Here is a 17,055-nt window from a genome sequence, read left to right as displayed (position 1 = left end):
GGGGTATGGTGTACGTTTGTTCTGTAATCGTAAAACCATATATCTTTTGTCCAAGGATTTTTACTTGCGGGTTTATTATTAAAAAATAGCACGTTTGCTTTTACTCCTTGTGCATAAAATATACCTGTTGGCAGCCTTAATATGGTATGCAACTCAGTCGTTTTTAGTAATTGTTTTCTCACTTCTTCTCCTGCGCCTCCTTCGAACAAAATATTATCTGGCAATACTACTGCTGCTTCTCCTGTTATTTTTAATTGTGTTTTTATGTGTTGTAAAAAGTTTAATTGCTTGTTGGATGTGGTTTCCCAAAAGTCTTGACGATTATAACTTAAATCTTCTTTTACAATATCGCCTTGCTCGTTGGTAAAGGTCATACTACTCTTTTTACCAAATGGCGGATTTGCTAATACGTAATCGTAACGTTTACCATCGTCTGCTATTAAAGCATCGTTTGGATTTATAAAGGATTCCCCATCTATTTCGCCTATATTATGTAAATACATATTCATTAAACACATACGGCGTGTATTCGCTACAATCTCGTTACCATAAAAGGTTTTGTTTTTTAAAAAAGCTTTTTCTTCTTTGTCTAACTTATTATTTTCTACAATCCAATCGTAGGCTGCTAAATAAAAACCTCCTGTTCCACAGGCTGGGTCTACAATGGTTCGCATTGGTTTAGGTTGCACACAGGCTACCATTGTTTTTATTAGTGCTCTTGGTGTAAAGTATTGTCCTGCGCCACTTTTAGTATCTTCTGCGTTTTTCTCTAAAAGCCCCTCGTATATTTTACCTTTTATATCTGCGCCCATTAGTGACCAATCTTCTTTGTCTATTAGATTGATAACTTTTAATAGTTTAGCGGGGTCTTGTATTTTATTTTGGCTTTTGGTAAATATTTGCCCAAGTGTTCCTTTTTCTGTAGAGAGTGTTCGTAATAACTGGCTGTAAAAGGATTCTAACTCTGCTCCTCTTTTACTAGACAGGGTTTCCCAATTGGCAATTTCGGCATCTTTAACTTCATTACCTTCTACGTCTTTTAATCTAGGAAACACTAAACCTTTGTTATAAGGTGGCTTATTCAACTCGTCTGCCATTTTTAAAAATAGCAAATAGGTTATTTGTTCTAAATAATCGCCATAGCCTACACCATCATCTCTAAGTACATTAGCGAGGTTCCATATTTTTGATATTATTGTTGCGTCTGTCATTTTTAATTACTGTATTCTATAAATTTTTCATTTGTTGCTTTGTCATTATCAAAAGCCCAATATTCCAATTTAAAATCTGAAGCTATTGTTTTATTAAGCAATTTAATATAATCTATGTCTTTTTTATTGGGTTTTGCTGGACCTACTATAATCATTTTTTTTACATTCCAATTATTCTTATAAAATGAGTATTCAAATACTTGTCCTAAAGCTTCTCTAATATTTCCCTTTGCCGTATTTCTTGTTTTAACTTCAAATATTTCTTTTGAACCATCTTTAGAAACAATCACGTCTATTAAACCGCCATCTACTCTTGTTTTTTCTACAGATATATCTTTTTCTAAACTTAATTTTTTAGTCTGAATTAAATAATCTCTTAAACAATCTGTAATTACTGAATGAAAAACTGTTACCGCCTTAGTTGACGCTTTAGTCTTTCTTTTATGACCCTTTGATGTTCTCCCTTCTCCTGGATTAAATTTATCATTTGTACTACCCAAAGAGTCACCTTCTAATAGTTCTGGATGACTATCAATTTTATAAGCATTGAATCTTGTAAATTTGTTACCCTTCAAAAAATTGGCTTCTAATTTATCTTCATAAATTAAAGTGTTTTCATTTTTAAATCTAACATTAGGAATAAATCCTTCACTTTCAAAAAAACTATAGTCTGCTCCTATTGCTTTTAATTCGTCTACCATTGTATTTTTCCATGCTTTAAAAAGTGAACGAACTTCTTCTTGAATATGCGGATTATTTGCAATAATTTCAAGATTATTAATCTTTGCTACTATATATCTTTTTTTGTTTTCTGGGTCTATTGTAAAAAGTGTTAGTTCCTTTAAAAAGTCTTGTGTGCCTTTAATTCTATTTATGCCTTGTATAAAGCCATATTGATAACCATTTAATTGATATCTGGAGTTAAAGAGCCATTCCTCATAACCATAACCATGCTTTTCTTCATGCATTTTATTAGGGTCTTCATAATTTTCTTTATTCCATTTATGATAAGTAGGCGTTTGCCATTTGTTTGTGTTCCATATTAGCCTTGTATATCTAGCCTCTGTAGAAAAAGGCTCTTTAAGCTGAACATACTTGTATAAGGGATATAATTCTTCTAAAGTACCTACTATTTTGTTTATATCGTTATCGTTGATTTGAGAACTACTTTTATTTATCCATTTTCCAATAAATATAAATTTCCCTTCTTTTATTTCACTTTTTTTTATCGCTCTTACTTCGTATGCACTCGTTCTACCTACATCTTTGGTAAAAACCCACATTTTATAACCTAAAAAAAAATTCTTATTATTTTTAAAAAATCTATTGAATCGTAAAATTTCTGGTAGTCTGTCTACTGTAGGATTGAGCGTGTTAATACTTTTTTGTAAAGAGAATGCCACCCCATATCTAAAAATGTTTTGCCCTTCAAAATCTCCTTCATCGCTAATATTGAATTGAAACTCATTACTTCCGCCGAAATGATATGTGTAATGATTATTAATTACAAAGGAGTTATTGTTATTAAAGAATTTATAAGCACTAATACGCCTATTATATTTCTCAGCTCTATTAGATTGGAAATTTCTAAGTTCATACTTTTCAGAATCAGCTATTTTATTAATTTTTTTAATTACCTCGCTAAACATAATTTACTGATTACTTTAAATTTTTGCTCCCATAGTTAATAATATATTGTTCTGAATTTTTATTACCAATTTCTATATTATTTAGGGCTATATTAACAAAATTCTACATTTTTAGATATCATTACTACATCTGTAATTTACTTATTTACAGTTTCCAAATCTCTTTAGCTATTATTGCAAGTTTTTTACCTCTTTCATCTAGATGACTAAATTTAAAGAATTTATACTTCCCTAAGTCTCTAGTTAATTGAATATTAGAGTTTTTATATTCTTTTCTTTTATCTAAAAATGGATTGTTACTTACTTTTATATTTAAGACACCAGAAAATAGCGTCATGTTGCCTATTCTATTTACTCTCTTTTTATGCTCTAAAACCACATTACCAGGTAAATAATCCATCCAGTCTCCAAATTCTTTTTTAGTTTTTATGGTATGGATTTTTTTAGGAATAATGTGTTCTACATGAACATCTTCGGTAGAACTTATTAAAACTTCTGATGTGTTTCCTGTTATATTATATTCAATTTGGGTAAGTATGTATCTTGCTCTATCAATAACTCGTTCTTTTAACTCGTGAGTAGCAAATCTATCTTCAAATTCTTCATCATCTGGATAATCTTCAAGTAATGATATTTTTATATTTTGAATATAATCGTCGGATGTTTTATCAAATCGCAACAATGTTGCAAAAATATCATCATTATATGCTGTACTTCTACCCACTACATGACGTCTTAACATTAGAGATGCTATCATTCGTAATACTTTTAATACATCTTTTCTAGAAATTTCTTCAAATTGAAGAAAATGCATTAGAAAAATATAAGATGGGAATGATTTTATAGCCTTTAAGTCTTTAAGTAATTGATTTACTTTTTTATCCTTAAACTTCAAATATATAATTTTAGAATAGCAAGATGAAGCGTCAACGATGTCTTTCAAGTAATCTAATAAATCAATTCTATTGTCATTATCAGGTTTTCTTTCTTCTACAACATCATTATCTATATTGGTCATCTCATTTTCATCGTCTTCCAAAGATTCTTCTTCCGTGTAGCCATAATTGTATCTGTATTCTCCTAACTTTTCTACACCTTCAACATTTTTAAAATAGTGTTTTTTAAATTCCTCTATTAGCTTTGTCTTCGATATTTTACGTGTGTAAATACTGCTAATATATTGTCTAAAAAAATCATCAGAATTAATACCATCTAAATTTGTAATTAATTCTGACCACAACTCTTTTGAATCGTTTAGCTTTTCGTTACTTAATTTCGCCGCATGTCCTAAAACAAAGTTCTTTAAAATATCGGTTGCAGATAAACGTAAGCCTCTGTTATTAATAGTTTCAAATAATTTATAAGCATCTTTTGCTTCTGGAACATCTAATCGAATAATTTTGGCTGTATGTAATAACTTTTGATAATATTTTTCTATCCATTGCTCTCCTTCCTCTTCTAAGCCTTCTAAAATAAAATCGGTAAAAGTATGGTATGCTTCTACTATGCGTGGATTTTTTATTTTGTCTAATTTTCCTTGGAATAAATACGCCATATCCGACTCATCTAATTCACCCAAAATTAATTTACGTACTTTACTTTTAGTATAGTCGCCACAAAATAATAGTTGTGCTATTTGGTTCGCTTTAAAATCTAATCCTAGTTTTTCAAATTGTATTTTCATTACTAAAAGCAGAATAGTAGTTGTAGTTAATCGCTGTTGCCCATCTACCACGTTTACTGTATTAATACCTCCATGATACATACCTGTATGTAAAATAAGCATCCCAAACAAATGTCCATCATTTTCTAGTAACATATCAATATCTCTAAAAAGTGCTGCTTGTTGTGGATAACGCCACGCATATCGCCTTTGATAAGATGGTATTATAAATTGTTCGTTAGGGTTATTTAACAATGCATGTAGGGTAAAATCTTTAGGTATTACATTCATAATCTATTTTTTCTTTAATTTCTCTTCCATAATACGCTCCAACAACACACTAGCAGGCTCATACTCTGGGTGTGCTTTACATGCTGTTATTTCGTCTTTGGTTAATAAAGTACCCTCAAACGCTTTTTTAAGAATACTTTGGCGTAAAGCTTGGGCTTTTTGTAAACTCTCTTTAATACTTTTTTCTACATTATCGCAAACCGATAAACGGCTTTCTATTTCGCGAACGATTTGGTGTTGTTCTTCTAATGAGGGAATAGGTATTTTCAAATTTTCTAACGCAGATTTTGTTAAACCTTGTCTAGTTGCGCCTACATTTACATTAGCTATCCAATTCTGAATTTTGGATGATTGTAAGTAAAATTTTAAGAATTTCGTGTTAAAAATATTATCCTTTGGTCTAACTATACTAACATGTTGGTTTACTCTTCCGTTATTAAATTCTTTGGGAGCGATGTTAACTCGACCTATTGATGCTCCAGTAATATTTAATAAAACATCTCCCTCTTGAACAATAACATTTTTTAATTTTTCAGCTTGGTATTTATCAATAAAAGCTAATCCATCATATTTAATATAATCAAAATGAATATTTAAAGAACGAACTAAAGGAATCCCACTAGTCTTATAGTTTGCTCTACCTCCTTTTGGCGTAGAACCAGAACCTATTTTTGAAGTTATATTTTTTAATTCAATTTTTTTAGAATTGATAATTTCTTCCCCTTCAAAAGCCTTTTTTAAAACCGCTTGTCTATAAATAACCAATTGGTCTTGTGCTTTTTTAAGGTCTGCAATACCACTATCTAAACTGCTAAAGAGTCCTTCTATTTTTTTTACGATTGCTTTTTGTTCGACTAAAGGTGGTAAAGGAAAAGGAATGTTATTAACTGTTCTAGAAGAAAGGTGTTTAACCGTCACAGCCGAAGTTTCACTATGTATTGCATTTAAATATGGTTGTATACATAAAAACAAAAAATCCTTTTCATAATTATTTGAATTAAACAGTATTCTACAAACTCGTTGGTTTAACAAACCCTTTTTTCCTGGCCATTTTGAAACCTTAAAATCGCCATCCATTCCAATCAAAATGTCTCCTTTTGAAACTAAAAATTCATCTTTATACTCTCCTGAATATAGATTTTGCGTTTCTGATGAAAAAATATCTCTAATTCTAATTAACGGTAATCCTTCATTATTATTAAATAATTTAGATGAAAATGCAAAACCATTTTGAACAGTAGCAATATATTTTAATTCAACTCTTTCCCAATCATCTGCAATAACTAATTGTGGATGAGTTCCTTTTTCGATAATTTGATACGGTGTAAGTCCTAATGCCATTATTTATTTGCCTCCTATTATTTTTTCAATCATACTGCCTCCTGGCATTGTTGGTGATGCATCATCTTTTAATAATCCTGAATCTGCACGGCTAAACAACGATTGCATGATTAAATGTTCCTGTGTTGCGTCTATATTTTTTTCTTTTTTAAGTGCTAAAAACACATAGGCTAACTGTTCTCGCTCTTCTGCATCACGTACTAAATGATATGAACTAAAGGTAAGTTTAGAAAATATCCTGATTGCAAATGCTAAAAACGAGACAAAAGTAATAAATACAATAGACCAGCGTATGGCGCTTGCTGAACTTGTAAATAAATCTTTAAGCGTACCATCGGAAATAAAATAGAGCACTGTTCCTAGTGATACAATAGCCGTTGTAGAACAGACTATTAAGGCTATTAGCCAATTTTTACCTTCTTTTTTTAATTTTACAGCCCTATCGTTCCAGTATTGCGCAGGTGCTTCTAATTTTAACTTGTCTCGGTATGTGGTTTCTAAATCTAGGATAGTTTGCTTTGCTTTTTCTTCGAAAGTATCAAAATCCTTTTCTGTTTGAAAATACCACTTACGAAACTTTGTCTTTTCGAACTCTATAGTTTTATTAGTAAAAGTATCTACTTCTGTTTTAGCTTTATTTATATATTTATTGTAAGCACTTCTTAGTTGGCTTAGACTTTTCTCTTCGCTATTTCGTCTAGAGACTAAAGCGTTGTCCTGTTGCTTAAACTCATAAGCTTGCAATATGCCCGTTAATTTGTCTTGATTAAAACTCCGATATTCTATAGCTTTATTTGCTAAAAAAGATACGGCATATGCTACACTTTTAGGGAAATTCTCATGCAACTGCATTAAGAATTTTGTTTCTGGAACATTAAATGGAAATATATAATTATTGTTTTCCGACAAGAGACTAATTTGCCTTTTCATTCTATTCCAACGTTGATTATCATAACCAAATTGTCTATCATAAAACTCTAAAAATTTTAAAATTTCTTTTTTAACCTTAGAGAAAAAATTAACTGATTCTTGTAAATATTCGGGTAGTCGTTCTTTATCTACTTTTTGCCAACCTTTGTCTTGGTTGTATATGTACTCGTAAATACTCACTAATCCGTTTAACTCAATAGGTTCTGAAGTGATATGGCTAGCCTCAATAGTTACTGCTTCTTTTTGTAATTCTTCTTTTTTTTGATGCTTTTCTACTGCTTTTTTAAATTCTGAAACTGTCATTACGCCGCTAATACTTCATTAAGTTCGTCAATAATACTATTCATTTCATTACCAAATAATTGGTGCATTTTACCTTTACCTCCTTTGGCATCAAAAGGGGTGTAATCTAAATCGTCTAGTTCTATATGGTAGCTACTTACTACATGGTCTTTAAGCATACGTAGCCAGTTTAATTGCTCTTTTGTAAAACGGTTGTGTTGCCCTGCATTTTGTTTAAACATCCAGGTTTTAAAATTGTTTTCAATGGTTTTATCGTAGGCTTTTAATTGGTTGTCTATACCACAGACTCTTCTAATTAGAGAAACCATAGCTGTTAATTCGTCTTTGGGTGCTTTACTTTTTACGTCTTCAATTTGCGCATAAGCCTCCCAAACATAATTTGGTGCTAATACTGGTTTATCTTGTTGTAATTTTTCCAAGACCTCTTTTATCATTTTAAAAGTGATATCTCTACGCTTATAGGGTTGGTTATAAAATATACTCAAGGCCTTAATCTCGTCTTTGTGGGTTTCTAAATACTCGGTAAAATCTTTTACAATTTCTGTTGCTTTATCTACAGAAGTGGTTTCCCATTCGCTTTTGGTAACGGTATCTATATTTATACTGTCTATAATTTGGTCGTGTTGTTTGCGTACATTTTCTAGGTAATTGTTTAACTCTCCATTAAAAGGTTTACTGGCTTCTAAAATAAGTGCCTCTTGGGCTTTAGTTTTAGCGTCTTCCAATAATGCTGGCGATTGGTCTTGTATAGGAATACTATTAATAGTTATTTGCGCTTTTTCGTTAATAGCTTCTGGGTCGTATGCTTTTATTAATGCAGCAGTAATTTGTTTTAGATTTTTACCGCCAGATAATTCTAATACCTTTTGTTTTTCCTTTTCTGTTATTTGTTTCTCTAAACGAATGAGTCGGTTTGCTAAAGACAAAAACAAATCTTCGTCTTTAACGCCCATGGTTATTGCGCCCAATAAATCCTTCATGGGCACAGAAGGTTTACGCTCTAAGGGTCTGCTATCTGTTTTTTTAGATTTGGTTACACCTACGGCATCTACAATTACAAAGTGCGTTTTGGTTCTGGCAGTTTTGCTTACTAATTGCAATGAATCTTTAGTAATGGTACGTGTTCCACGACCTTTCATCTGCTCGAAATAATTAATACTTTTTACATCGCGCATAAAGAGTAAAACTTCTAGTGGTTTTACGTCTGTTCCAGTAGCAATCATGTCTACAGTTACGGCAATACGTGGGTAATAATCGTTTCTAATTTTACCGAGTATCGCTTTTGCTTTTTCGCCTTTTTCTATAACGTTTCCGTTCTCATCTAACCTGTCTTTTTCTACTTTATAGGTTACTTTTTTACAGAACTCGTTGCTTTCGTCGAATTCTTCTCTAATAATTTTTATAATATCGTCTGCATGGCTGTCTGTTTTTGCAAACACTAAGGTTTTAGGGACTTCGTAGTCTCCATTTTCGTCCATACGGTTTGGGAAAATGGTTGTTTTTAAAGCGCGTTTATATTCCCTAATAATGTTTCTAATTTGGCTAGGGTTAACTACTTTTTTATCTAAATCGTTGCGCTTGTAGTCGGTGTCTTCGTCTTCTTGTTGCCAACGTTTTTTACGGGTTAATTTATCGCGTCTATCTACATACCAACCCGACTCTATTAATGCGCCATTTTGTGAAATTTCGGTTTCAATGGTATACACATCATATGGTACGTTTACGCCATCTATTACCGATTCTTCATAGGTGTACTCGCTTACTACATTTTCGTTAAAAAAACCAAAGGTTCTTTTGTCTGGAGTTGCTGTTAAACCTATTAAAAAGGCATCGAAATAATCTAATACTTGTTTCCATAAATTATAAATGGAACGGTGTGCTTCGTCTATTACAATAAAGTCGAAATGTTCTATCGGTACTTTTGCAGAATACTCTACTGGCATCGCTTTCTTTTTCGCTATTTTTTTCTGTAACCAAGAGTTTTCATGAGGGTTTTCTAATTCGGCATTTTCGTCTAACTCTTCACCTTTAAGTATAGAATACAAACGTTGAATGGTGGAAATACAAACCTCATCTTCAGAGATATGGCTAGAGGTTAACCGCCTTACATTGTAGAGTTCTGTAAATTTTCGGTTATCGTCATTTGGCTGAAACGTCATAAACTCCTGCTCTGCTTGTTCGCCAAGGTTTTTAGTATCTACTAAAAACAAGACACGTTTTGCTTTTGCATGTTTTAGTAAGCGGTATACAAAAGTGGCTGCTGTAAAGGTTTTACCGGCTCCTGTTGCCATTTGTATTAAGGCTTTAGGTCTGTTCTTTTTAAAAGAGTGTTCTAAATTGTTTATGGCTACTATTTGGGCAGGACGTAACCCTGTCTCATCTAAAGTTGGTATAGATAAGAGTCTTGCTCTAAGACTTTTTCCTTGTTTTAGCCATTCTGCAATGGTTTCTGGTTTATGAAAACTAAATACTTGTCGTCCTCGTGGTTTAGGGTCTCTGTAGTCTGTAAATCGTGTTAGTGTTCCTGTACTCTCGTAGACAAATGGTTTTTCGTTTTCTAATGTAAACTGCCCTATTTTAATGGGTTCTGTGGCGTAGCGTGCCGATTGTTCTTCTACGGTGGTTAATCTGTGGCCTTCATCTTCTTTTTTAGCTTCTATAACACCTACGGGTACTCTGTCTACAAACAGCATATAATCTGCAGACCCCGATACGGTATTGGTTTCTCGTAAAGCAATACCTCTACCTGCCGATAAATTAATTTTATTTTTAGACTGCACTAACCATCCCGCTTGCCGCAGCATCTCGTCTATTTTATCGCGTGCTATTTGTTCTGGGGTTTGGTTACTGTCTTGAATCATTGGTTAATTTACTTTTCGATTTTTTCTGTTTACAAAGTACATATTTTTAGAATAATGCTAACTATTTTTTAGTTGCTAAATTAGAGGTTCTACCAATCTTATATGTGTTATTGAATAGAAAAACAGATTTCTATTAATTACTATGTATATAATGTAAAATATATTCTGTATTTGTTTTTTATACTGGCCAATAGATGCGCTTTAAAGGCACTAACGCTCTACTTTCGGAATCTAATGTTTCGTAATATTCTATAAGTAGTTCTACCAAACGGTCTAAATCGACTAGTGTGATTTGAAAGTTAGCGCGTTCGGCTTCCATTTTAGCGTCTTTAGAAAACCCTGTTGAAGATACATATATGCCTTTGGTAGTGTTACGTAAACCGCCTACAAAACTTCTTATGTCTGGTGCGCCTATTTTTTCTTTACTTTTTATTTTATGTTTTACTTCTATTTTTATAATAGGTTCTGTCATTTCTAAACCATCTGGCGAGGCGATGATATCGCTTCCTAAGTCTGGGCCTCGTCCTGTTAATCGTGCTTTATAGCCCATAGCTTGTAATATCCCTGCTACTAGTTTTTCTAGCTCGTGCCATTCTAATTTTACAATAAGGTCTTTAATGAATTCGTTAGAACGGGAAATGACGTCTTCTTTTATGTCTTCTAGTTGATCTTCTATATTATTAGTAATAATATTATATTCCTTTTCTAAAATTATCCTTTCATGTTCAAGCTTTCCAATAACATCATTTAAATCCGCTTGCTCTTCTTCTGAAATGAAGCTAGGATGCGCTTCTATTAATTCCTCCCAAATCGTTAAAGGAATCTCAAAAATGGTTAAAATAGCACCTAAAGTATTTTTAGAGGATACTGAAAGTTCGTCTCTAGATATTGGTTCTTCTATCCATTCTACTGTTCTGTAATGGCGATAGGTTTGTTTTTCGCTGTATTGGTACCCTGAAACAATATTACCTAGGTAATAAACTCTAGAATCAGAATCGTAAGTCACCACCTTATCGCCTACTTTAAATTCTTTAAACATTCGAAACAATTGACCAGCACTCATTCTAATTCTATTATCTGAATCATCTGGATAAGCTTCGCTTAGTTTCTCTTTTATGGTTTTTAAGGTTGTGCCTTCTTCCAAAGGCCCAATAGCGTTCCAACCAATGGCTACAATGTTTTCTTTTAAAAATTCTTCTATTAAATAACTTCCACGACCTGCGCGTACCATCCAGATTTTAAAGTTGTTTTTACTTTTTGTCATTTGTTTTTTGAGTATAATGTGATACTAGCAAAAGGCTATTTTAAGCATAACAGCACTTATGCATGGGTTATTTTCTAAATAATATTATAAATTCTTGTAGGGAAGAATGCCCATAAATATACTATTAATTACTAAACAATAATAACTGAAATCTCGTTTTTAAAACTACGGAAATCCGTAACCTAAGCTTATTTTAAACATAACCTACTTATAGTTAACACTATAAAATAGAAAACCACCCAAAATTGGGTGGTTTTTGGCTAATTTATTACAATTAGCCATCAAAAGAATTAAAAATTACCAGAATTTAGTTTCCGCCTTCTGGTAATTGTTGTTCAAAAATGAAAGTAGGCACTGGTGGGCCACCAAACACGGCATTTGAGGGGTTATTAAAAATGTTATTTCTTATATATAATACATCGCTAGAGCTACCAGAATAAAGAGTATATCCCGACAGGTTTACATCTGTAGGCGAATAGCCTTGAGAAGGATATGTTGCTACAGCTGGGCCACCAAATATAGAGTTATCGGGATCGTTAAAAACTTGACTTCGTATTGCAGGCACATCGGAAACTGCCCCAAGGTAATTTAACTTACCATCGCCATTGGCATCGCCGCCCCACATACCTAATAATCCGCTTGGCATACCAAAACTTGTTTGTGCATTGGTACCGTAAGTAATTAGGTTACTAGCATCTGTAAAATCTATAGTACGTGCTACTCCCGAAAGGGCAATGGTATTTGTCGTCATTATAGCCAAATGGTTATAGTGTTTTATAGCCACATAATAGTTTCCTGCAGTTTGTGTAAAGCTTAAAGGAGACACGCCATCTGTAGCAACTACATCACCATCGCGCTGTAATAAAGCACTTTGTTGTATTACTACTGCTGTATTATCGGCAGCGTTACGTAATTCTACCAGAACCCAATCTACAATAGCATCTGGGCCAGTGGTATTAAATACAGACGCATTACAGGTTGCTGGTGCTATGCTATATGGGCTTGTGGTTGGCAGTAAGCCTTCTACTCTTAAATCGTCTCGCATAAGGGTTTCTTCTCCTGTATTGGGGTTAAGGGCTGCGCCTTGTAAATAAACTTTTGGTAAGGCACCAAGTGTCGCGTTAAAATAGTTCCAGTAGCTATTGCCAAATTCGTTAGCAGAGGCACAACCAGCAGCGACATCCCAGTTAATAGACCAAGTCATTACCCCTCGCAAATTGGGGTGATTGCCATTTTGCAAGGTGTAATTTCGTCCTGTAAAATCTGTACCAAACCTTAAATAATCTAATGCTTTTATAGCTTCAGTTGGCTGAATATAACCGCCTGCTGGAGCCGCTGCTGGACAGGATGGGATACCAACCATTATTTTAGAGGCTGGTAAACCTGAGAAATTAAAACCTGTGGTAGACACATTAAAGCCTGTTATTAACATATCGGTCATAGATGTTAAAAAATCTGGAGTGGCTTGCGAATACGCTGTACCATCTAAAGCATTTATAGAACCTGTATTGTAGAGTTGTACCATAATAAGGTCTAGCTCGTCTCTTAAATTATGTATTACTGGTAAAAATGCTCCTGCAATGCCACTATATGTAGAATAACCTACTTGCACGTAAAAGGTTTCTGGTGCACAGGTCATTATAAAATTACTTCCGTAATGTTGTTTTAACTCTTTAAAGGCATCTACTACGTTTTTTAATTTAGGATATGGGCTTAACGAAGCATAAGAAAAATCGGTTAAGGCGCCTGCTCCAAAATTCATAGAGCCGCCTTCAAAATCTAAATCGATACCATCAAACTGGTATTCGTCTATAATGTCTTTAAGCCCTTGTACAAATTCGTCTTTTTGAGCTGTAGTACTTAGCTCTACATGTCCGTTTTGCCCTCCTATGGACGCTATTACGGGAATGCCTTGACTTCGTAATACATTAATATCGTCTTTTAATAATTGACTATCGAACACACCATTGGTTAAATATCTATTAGAGTTTATGGTTAATTGCGGTGTATAACCGTTCTGCCCTACCGTTTCTATAAACGAATACATCACTACATTAAATTTTGTGTTTTGCATCTCGTTAAAATATAAAAATGGCGCACTGGCATTTTCCCACGAATGGGCATAACCTAGCACAATATTTCCGCTTGGTAGTGGTGTAAATATAGAGTCTATAATAGTTAAACTTTCGTTTAATGTAGACGAATCGCCTTCATTATCTACAGCTGTAATTACCATTGGGTAACTTTGGTATGCTGTTGGTGTAAAGGTATAACTGTACGTATTATTGGCACCTGCAACCATAGCCACAGTATTACCATTTATAGTAATAGTAACTGATGCTACTGTTCCATCTGTATCTGTAACTGTAACCTCTATTGGTATATTTTGAAAGCCTCCATTTTGATTTAGTGTGGTACTTGTTGGCGCATTTAAAGTTATCGTTGGTGGTATATTTGGACACCCCACTCCTGAACATTCTAAACTAAAAGTAAACATTTCTGTAACGCTTACACCGTTAGAGTCTTCTGCTGTTACTGTAAAGGTATGACTGGCTCCAAAATCGGAATTTAAAGGTGTCCAAACACCTGCATAAGTATTACTTGTGTTACTATGCGTTATTGTTGTCCCATTCACATCGAATGTTACCGAACTTAGTGTGGTTGTTCCATCATTAAAGGTTAAGCCTACTAAAGCTTCTAAATTAACCGTTCCTCCTGATGCTATAGAAACTACAGATTGATTGGGTTGATTTATTGTAATCTCTGGAGATACTGGCTGGGAGTTAAAATTATATTCCGTTGCTGTGGTTGGCACAGGAATGTTAGCGATATCGGTTGGTTGGTATACAACTCCATTATTTTCGTAATCATTTAATTTTAAAGAGGATATAGTAGCATAACCATCCATCTGTGTTTCTGTAAAATAGTATTCGCCTTGTGCATTGGTTGTTGCAGTAAGTGCAACGTAAGGATGTGAGGCATCTGTCCAAGGCATTATTAATGTTACTATAGCGCCACCTACTGGCGCACTTCCATTTTTAACAGTACCGTAGACTAAGCCTAAGTTTTGAACAAAATTAAAGGTTTGGTCTGCATCTAGTGCATTGGCTTGTGCATTGGCTGGAAGAAAAACAATGCTGTTTAAGTTAGGTGTTACTGTATAATTATAACCTGCTAAAAGGTTAGCTATTACATAGCTTCCTGAAGCATCTGTTGTATCTGTATAATTTTGTCCGTTTCCAGACACCGTAACGGTTACGCCTTGTAATGGGTTAGCTCCTGCTAGAATAGTACCACTAATAGTATGTGTATTTCTAGTGGCTAAAATCTCTTGATTTGTTAGATTGGTGGTTACATTAGCATGTACTAGGCTAGTAAATGAGAAAAAGTCTTTTTCTGCTGTAATGGTATAATCGTTTCCACTAATTACATCTGTAAAACTATAATTACCATCTGCGGAAGTTACTCTACTTAATTCATTGCCTGTTGTGGTGTCTTTTAATACAATATCTACATCGGTTAACAATACATTGTTTTCTGTTACCGAACCCGTTATGGAAACTAATTGATCGGATCCTGTAACATTTACCACTTTATCTTCATTAAACTCTAAAGCAGCATACGTTATACTGTTAGGTAAAAAGGCATAATTGGTTAATGTGTAAGTTACTGTATATGGTACATTGCCTGGTTTATTTGCAAAAACAACTTGCCCAAAGGCATTAGCAGTTAAGGTTTCTAATACAGTATTGTTTTCATCTTTTAATTCTACTACAACACCTTGCAATGGGTTGTTTGCGGCATCTTTAAAATTAATAGTTAAATCGTAATCTGCAAATTGTAACGAATTGTCTATTGTATTAAGTAGACTGTTACTAGAATTGTTTCGGGCGTCTTGAGAGAGTTCCCAAATCATAACACCCCCTAAGTTTTTAGATAAAGCGTATTTTACTTTCAGGTCTATAGATTCGTTATCGTCGTAGGAAATAAATTTATTAGTCGTCGCATTGTATAAGTAAGGTACTTTAGCGGTATCGTCCCAATACCTTGCCCAGCCACTAGCCGCAGCTGCCGAAGATACTTGTAATGGGTTTGTAGTATCTAAATAATGGTGTGTGTTTGTACCTATACCTTGAAATAAATCGCAAAATTCTATTGAGCCCGAATTTTCGCAATTGGCTGCGTCCCAAGTACCTTGTGGTGGCTGCGGATTGTTACAGGCTGGATTGTTTGTTCGTGGCGCGGCTTCGTATAATCCTGGCAATCCAGATACAGCGCCAGTGTTAGCAACACCTTCAAATAGTTTGCCGTAAAAAGGAATACCCATAACTAATTTATCTGTAGGTACTTGCAATCCGTTTAAATACAATCCAACAAGTCCATCCATAACTTGATTTGGATTGCCTGTACCTCTGTTTAGTGGGTCTTCTGCATGATCGCCTCCGTATAGAGGGGCATTATAACATGTTTTATCGTACCAATTACCTCCAAAATCGTAACCAAAAAAGGTTACAAAATCGCAATAATCAAAAACATTTTCTGTAACGCCATGCATAGCTTCTGTTCCTGGCCCTACATGCGTTGGTAATAAGTTGGTAACGTTATTTCCTGCTGCCATAGAAATGATTTTATTCTGCATACTATTAGCATCAAAAACGGTTCTCATTTCTTTTAATAATAGTACCAGGTTTTTATGATCGTCTGGATAATGTGGTTGTGCAGGTATTAAAACACCTCCAACAGATTCTGTTCCATCAATTCCGCCTTGTACCGGAAACTCCCAGTCTAAATCGAAACCATCTATCCATGGATAATTGGTCATAAAATCTACCATACTTTGTGCTAAGGTTGTTCTAGCATTGGCCGATTTTGCAATGTCTGGAAAAGCTTGAGAGCGTGTCCAACCACCTAAAGAAATAATAACTTTTAAGTGCGGATAGTTTTGTTTTAATAATTTAAGGTCGCCTATGTTTCCTTTTACAGGAGCATCAAACGCGTGTAGACCACTTTCGTTATGCTGAAAATCTGCATAATCATCTAAGGTTTGTATGTAGCCAGAGTCTGTAGCTGCATCATACTTTGTATCGAAAAAAGCATATAACAAGTGGGTTAATTTGTCGGCTTCAATATCTAGCACATTGTAATCTCTGGCATATATAGCCCATTGTGCATAATAGCCTATAACTTTCTTGTTGTGTTGTGGGGCTGTTTGCGCATATAATGTTTGTGAAAACGTAATAACAATTAGGCAAACATAAAGTAGGTGTTTTTTCATGATTTGAGGGATTTATGAAGTTGTATTTAATAGGTTGAAGATAAGACAATACCGCTATTATTTTTAAAAAAATTATATCATTGGCTGTATTTTATCGACAGACAACATAATTTAAGACATAAAAAACATTTAAAACAAAAACCATCCAAAATAGGATGGTTTTATTTTAATTAAAAAAACTGTTTAAACTTATAAACTAAGTGCCTTTATTTACATTAATTAAACATATACATAACACGTTCTTGAGTGTCTGGAAGCCCTATAATA

The 17,055-nt window shown here is 33.7% G+C and carries 8 protein-coding genes; all 8 read right to left on the bottom strand.

Annotated features, from left to right (window positions below):
* Positions 1-1,211: N-6 DNA methylase (locus tag ACVC2P_RS13100; RefSeq protein WP_452598908.1), on the bottom strand; the 1,211-nt coding region annotated here is incomplete at its 3' end.
* A 2-nt stretch (positions 1,212-1,213) separates the two neighbouring features.
* Positions 1,214-2,860, bottom strand: coding sequence for a hypothetical protein (locus ACVC2P_RS13095; RefSeq protein WP_452598907.1), 1,647 nt, complete (start codon positions 2,858-2,860; stop codon positions 1,214-1,216).
* Positions 2,861-3,005: 145 nt separating this feature from the next.
* A complete protein-coding gene (locus ACVC2P_RS13090) occupies positions 3,006-4,814 on the bottom strand; it encodes a DUF262 domain-containing protein (RefSeq protein WP_452598906.1) in 1,809 nt (602 codons plus the stop codon).
* A gap of 3 nt (positions 4,815-4,817) precedes the next feature.
* Entirely contained in the window at positions 4,818-6,155 is a 1,338-nt protein-coding gene (locus tag ACVC2P_RS13085; RefSeq protein ID WP_452598905.1) for a restriction endonuclease subunit S, read from the bottom strand.
* 3 nt (positions 6,156-6,158) lie between these two features.
* Positions 6,159-7,388 (bottom strand): DUF6161 domain-containing protein, encoded by a 1,230-nt coding sequence (locus tag ACVC2P_RS13080; RefSeq protein WP_452598904.1) that lies wholly within the window; start codon positions 7,386-7,388, stop codon positions 6,159-6,161.
* The gene (locus ACVC2P_RS13075; RefSeq protein ID WP_452598903.1) at positions 7,388-10,249 is read right to left on the bottom strand and encodes a type I restriction endonuclease subunit R; all 2,862 of its coding nucleotides are present in this window, start codon (positions 10,247-10,249) and stop codon (positions 7,388-7,390) included. Before ACVC2P_RS13075 ends, ACVC2P_RS13080 begins: the two co-directional genes overlap by 1 nt.
* Before the next feature lie 178 nt (positions 10,250-10,427).
* Positions 10,428-11,513, bottom strand: a complete 1,086-nt coding sequence (locus ACVC2P_RS13070; protein ID WP_452598902.1) for a restriction endonuclease — start codon at positions 11,511-11,513, stop codon at positions 10,428-10,430.
* Positions 11,514-11,820: 307 nt separating this feature from the next.
* Positions 11,821-16,788: a glycosyl hydrolase family 18 protein gene (locus tag ACVC2P_RS13065; RefSeq protein ID WP_452598901.1), complete on the bottom strand. Its 4,968-nt coding sequence runs from the start codon at positions 16,786-16,788 to the stop codon at positions 11,821-11,823.
* Between the last annotated feature and the right edge of the window lie 267 nt (positions 16,789-17,055).

It is taken from the genome of Pontimicrobium sp. MEBiC01747 (genome assembly GCF_053601635.1).
Note: the sequence above shows the minus strand (reverse complement) of the source record. Positions and strands in the feature narration are given on the sequence as shown.

Bases quoted from the DNA above. Each gene is read 5' to 3' on its own strand.
- ACVC2P_RS13095 (WP_452598907.1), bottom strand. From the start codon at position 2,860: ATGTTTAGCGAGGTAATTAAAAAAATTAATAAAATAGCTGATTCTGAA.
- ACVC2P_RS13090 (WP_452598906.1), bottom strand. From the start codon at position 4,814: ATGAATGTAATACCTAAAGATTTTACCCTACATGCATTGTTAAATAAC.
- ACVC2P_RS13085 (WP_452598905.1), bottom strand. From the start codon at position 6,155: ATGGCATTAGGACTTACACCGTATCAAATTATCGAAAAAGGAACTCAT.
- ACVC2P_RS13080 (WP_452598904.1), bottom strand. From the start codon at position 7,388: ATGACAGTTTCAGAATTTAAAAAAGCAGTAGAAAAGCATCAAAAAAAA.
- ACVC2P_RS13075 (WP_452598903.1), bottom strand. From the start codon at position 10,249: ATGATTCAAGACAGTAACCAAACCCCAGAACAAATAGCACGCGATAAA.
- ACVC2P_RS13070 (WP_452598902.1), bottom strand. From the start codon at position 11,513: ATGACAAAAAGTAAAAACAACTTTAAAATCTGGATGGTACGCGCAGGT.
- ACVC2P_RS13065 (WP_452598901.1), bottom strand. From the start codon at position 16,788: ATGAAAAAACACCTACTTTATGTTTGCCTAATTGTTATTACGTTTTCA.